General features: G+C 66.3%; 5 protein-coding genes. 1 reads left to right on the top strand and 4 read right to left on the bottom strand.

Annotated features, from left to right (window positions below; all coding sequences use genetic code 11):
• Window positions 1-2 precede the first annotated feature (2 nt).
• A complete protein-coding gene (locus tag JOZ76_RS38150; RefSeq protein WP_366938543.1) occupies window positions 3-494 on the top strand; it encodes a hypothetical protein in 492 nt (163 codons plus the stop codon).
• A 106-nt stretch (window positions 495-600) separates the two neighbouring features.
• Here JOZ76_RS38150 and JOZ76_RS06390 read toward each other — a convergent pair whose 3' ends face one another.
• The 4 genes from JOZ76_RS06390 to tnpA all read right to left on the bottom strand — a co-directional run bounded on the left by JOZ76_RS06390 (window position 601) and on the right by tnpA (window position 3,798).
• On the bottom strand, window positions 601-1,077 hold the full coding sequence (locus tag JOZ76_RS06390; protein ID WP_291697785.1) for a DMP19 family protein: 477 nt from the start codon (window positions 1,075-1,077) through the stop codon (window positions 601-603).
• A 174-nt stretch (window positions 1,078-1,251) separates the two neighbouring features.
• Entirely contained in the window at window positions 1,252-3,060 is a 1,809-nt protein-coding gene (gene tnpC, locus JOZ76_RS06385; RefSeq protein ID WP_291697784.1) for an IS66 family transposase, read from the bottom strand.
• Complete coding sequence (gene tnpB / locus JOZ76_RS06380; RefSeq protein WP_291697783.1) at window positions 3,041-3,427, bottom strand: IS66 family insertion sequence element accessory protein TnpB; 387 nt, start codon at window positions 3,425-3,427, stop codon at window positions 3,041-3,043. Before tnpB ends, tnpC begins: the two co-directional genes overlap by 20 nt.
• A complete protein-coding gene (gene tnpA, locus JOZ76_RS06375) occupies window positions 3,421-3,798 on the bottom strand; it encodes an IS66 family insertion sequence element accessory protein TnpA (RefSeq protein ID WP_291697782.1) in 378 nt (125 codons plus the stop codon). Before tnpA ends, tnpB begins: the two co-directional genes overlap by 7 nt.
• Between the last annotated feature and the right edge of the window lie 150 nt (window positions 3,799-3,948).

Genomic DNA, 3,948 nt, shown 5'->3' with positions numbered 1-3,948 from the left:
GCCTGTCCGATGAAGCGAAGGCACCCGCCCAGTTCCTCGACGCCGCCAGGGCGATCCAGTTTGTTCGCTCCCGGGCGAAGCCGTGGAACCTGGACCCGGGAAGGATCGCCGCCACGGGCGCGTCTGCCGGTGCTGAATCCGCCGCCGTGGATCGAAACCAAGACCGGCGTGGGTTTATCAGATTTTGCCAGCCAAACATCCATGACATTGCGTTCATAGGATCCGTACTTGACATCCGCGTAGGTCGGCGGCTCGGCGAGGGCTTGCGGGGCATTCTTTTGGCGAGATTGCTCTCCAGCGCCTGGTTGCTGTGCCAGGGCGAGACCTGCGGCCAGCGAGATCATCGAAAGTGCAAGTGTGGTTCTCATCAGCGTTTCTCTTCTGAAAGTGTCTTACTCGTCCAGGCGAAATGGGAACGGCCGTTGACGGCTTGGGATGTAAGCGTTCGGCGGAACCATCCCCCCTCACACCCGGTTGCGCCCGCAATCCCGTAGTATGGGTTCGGTCCAAGAGGCTCACTTGCGGGCTGTGGGTATCCGTCCTGCGAACACTGTGGACGAGCGACGCCGCTGCCCGGATCGACATTCTCCCGCTTGATGGCTACTCGCGGACGTACCGGCTCGCGTAGGCATCGGCGGCGCGGGCCCATCGGTCGCGGTCCGGCCGCAGCCAGGCGTAGAAGCGGTCGTCCAGGGCTTGAAAGACGTTCCAGGTTGCGGGGGCGCCCTTGGCCTTGGGGAGCTTTCGCAGCCGCTTGGCTTGCTCGCGCGGATAGGGCTCGCCGAAGAAACGCATGGCCTCCCCGACGATCGACGCCCACTCCTCGATGCCGATGGACGAGAAGCCGGCCCGGGCCTCGGGCGCCAGGACGCCGGTCGGGTTCGAGAAGAACTGGTGCAGGCCGCCGTTGGCGACCTCCGACTGGCACCAGTGGGCGGCGAGCAGATGGCCGACCTCGACCGGAGCGGCCGCGAACTGCTTCAGGAAGGTTTTCGGTCCGTCGTAGATGCTGATCTCGTCGCAGAACGGTTCAATCGCGGACCGGTACGCCATGCCGGGCTTCAGCTCGCCTTCCATTGTTCCATCGCTCCTGATCAGACTGTGTGAGAGAACAGAACGTAGGCTTGATGTTATCACCGCCGCGCAGCCATGCGCCCGGGGCGGGCCTGTACCTGGGGGCCGTGTCCGCCGGCTTCGAGCTGGGTCTGCCCTGGCTGGCCGGATGTCGGCGGTCGATGCGGACCGCGCCTGCTACGGCGCCCACGGGGGTGCCGCGCGCTGGGCAACCGCAGCCGGGACGTCGGCCCGCTCCCGATCACACTTTCCTTTGCGACGGTCCGCCCGTCTCGCGTCGCGACGCCGTGCTCTCTCTCGCGACTCTTCCAGTCGGTGGGTCAGCACGTGCTCCGGATGACTTTGACCCCAGCGGTCCGGCAACAGGTCCGCAACGCGGTCCGGATCCACGCTCAGTGTCATCAACACGTCCTTGACGTACGCCCACGGTTCCAGCAGGTGACGCTTCGCCCCCGCCATGACCGTGCTCAGCACCGCCGCTCGCGGACCCGCGTCCACACTCCCAAGGAACAACCAGTTTTTCCGACCGATTGCCTGGTCCCGCAGCCGGCGCTCCGACACGTTATTGTCGATCGTCAGCCGGCCGTCCTCGATATAACGGCACAAGGCGGCCCACTGGTTCCGCGCGTAGGTCAGCGCCTGGCCCAACCCCGATTTCGGCAACACCTGCTCCGTCAGACGATCGATGTCCCCACGCAGCCGCTCCAGGATCGGCACCGACTCCCTCGCACGTAGCGCCTGCCTGGCCTCGACCGACAAGTCCCGCGCGCGATCCTCCACCTCGTACAATCGGCCGACCGCCTCCAGGATCAAGGCCGCGTTGCCCGGCGACGACGACCGCGCATCATAGAACTTGCGCCGCGCATGCGCCCAGCAGGCCACTTCCCGGATCACCGACTGAGGACCCAGGTAGAGGCCGTCATAGCCGGAATAGGCATCGGCCTGAAGGTAGCCGGCGTACTCCGCCAGGAACGTCGCCGGCCCGTCCCGCTTACGGCTGGTGGTGAAGTCGTACACGTCGTAGGGATGGGCCTCGTCGCCGTGGTAGAGCCAGAACCGCGCCGTCAGGCTCCCCGGCCCATCGCCCCCCAGCGCCTTGACCGGCGTGTCGTCGGTCCAGATCACCGGCGAGAGCAGCACCAACCCCTTCTGGAGGTCGTAGAGCGGGCGGAGCAGCTCGGCCGACTCGCGGACCCAATCGCAGAGGGTGGCCCGCGGCAGGTGCAAGCCGTAGCGGACGGCGATGTCCTCGAAGCGGTACAGGGGCAGATGATCGATAAACTTGGATATCAGCAACTGAGAAAGCAAACCCGTGCCGGCGATGCACCCGGAGAGTGGCCGATCCGGTCCGGCGGGGCTCTTCACCCCGTCATGACAGTGCGAGCACGCGTACTTGGGCAGGATGTGCAGCCGCAGCTCCAGCTTGGCCGGGATGAATTCGAGTTCGCGTCGCTCATCCTCGCCGATCCGCGCCTTGGGCCGGCCGCAGCACGAGCAGGTCTTGTCGGCTTCGGGCACGTCGTGCTCGATGCGGACCTGGGGCAGCCGGGAGAAATCCAGCTTCCGCGACCGCCTGGGCTTCCGCGGTGCCGGGCTTGCCGGGTCATCCGGCGGGGCGTCGGGGACGTCCTCGACTTGGTCGGCGAGCGTGAAGAGGTGCCCCTGTCCGGGATCGGCGAGCCGCTCGCTCCGCCGTCCATAGACGTAGCGGCGATAGCGCTCGAGCTCCTGGCGCAGGAGTTCGAGTTCCTGTTTGATCGACGCGTTCTCCCGCAGGAGCGTCTCGTAGGCGTCGTTCGCCTGGCCGAGAGCGGCGAGCAGGTCCTGGACCCGCTGCTCGGCGGCGTCGGGGGGAGGGGGCGCGTCGCCGGCAGGGTGCGGCGACGCGGCGAGGGGGAGGTCGGGGCTGGCATGACGATCAGGAGGAGTTGTCATCACCTGAATTATCGCATGCTCATCTCTAATTTCAAGGGTGTTTCCGGGCATTTCCCCCGATTTTCTCGGGCCGCTGGTAGCGCTTGCGCTGGCGGGCGTTGGTCAGGTCGATGCCGCTCAAGAGCATGGCAAGCTGGGCGCTCTTGAGCTCGACGGCGGCGCCCGGGGCGACGTGGAGGGGGATCTGGAACGATCCGGCTTCGAGCCGCTTGTACCAGATGACCAGGCCGTCGGCATCCCAATGAAGCATCTTGATGCGATCACGTCGCCCGTTGAGGAAGAGGAAGAGATGGCCGGAGAGGAGGTCCTCCTCGGGGAAGGCCTGGCTGACGAGTCCGGAGAGACCGTCGAAGCTTTTCCGGAGATCCACGGCTTCGGTGTGGAGGAAGATCCGCACAGTATGAGGGAAGTTCAGCATGAGGGTGCCTCCGCGATCGCCGACGAGCGAGCCACGGTCTCAGCGACCTGGCAGACCAACTCGGCGCCGGCGGCGATCGGCAGAAGGATCTGGCCGCCGTTGGGGAGTTGGAACGTGACCAGGTCGGCGGCGCCGCGGGACGGCGACGGGAAAGCCGGCGGAACGATCACGGGCACGAACGTGGGACCGGCCGAGGAGAAGGGAGTGGGCGACGTCGAGCGGAGAGCGAGCCGACGCTTCCAGGAATGGAAGGTCACAGCCGAGACCCCTTCGCGCTTGCAGAACTGTTGGATCGTGAGGCCGCTACGGGGCTGCTGCCACAGCCGGCGACGCCAAAGGGATTCCAGGGCGGGATCGGCAGGACGAGACATGGTCGGGCTCCGGAAGAGGAACGAGGTTGGTCCGTCTTCCAGGCTACCAGGCCGCACAAGACTGGTTATTTCGAGCGCTTACGCGTAAGTAGCGGCCATGGTGGGCGGCCGGGAATCTCCGTTGACGGGCCGCACGTCCGCGCTGATCCC

The organism is Bradyrhizobium sp. (assembly GCF_019244115.1).
In the GTDB taxonomy this organism is placed as follows: Bacteria; Pseudomonadota; Alphaproteobacteria; order Rhizobiales; family Xanthobacteraceae; genus Bradyrhizobium.
The sequence above is the reverse complement of the archived record's forward strand: the minus strand, read 5'-3'. Positions and strand labels throughout refer to the sequence as shown.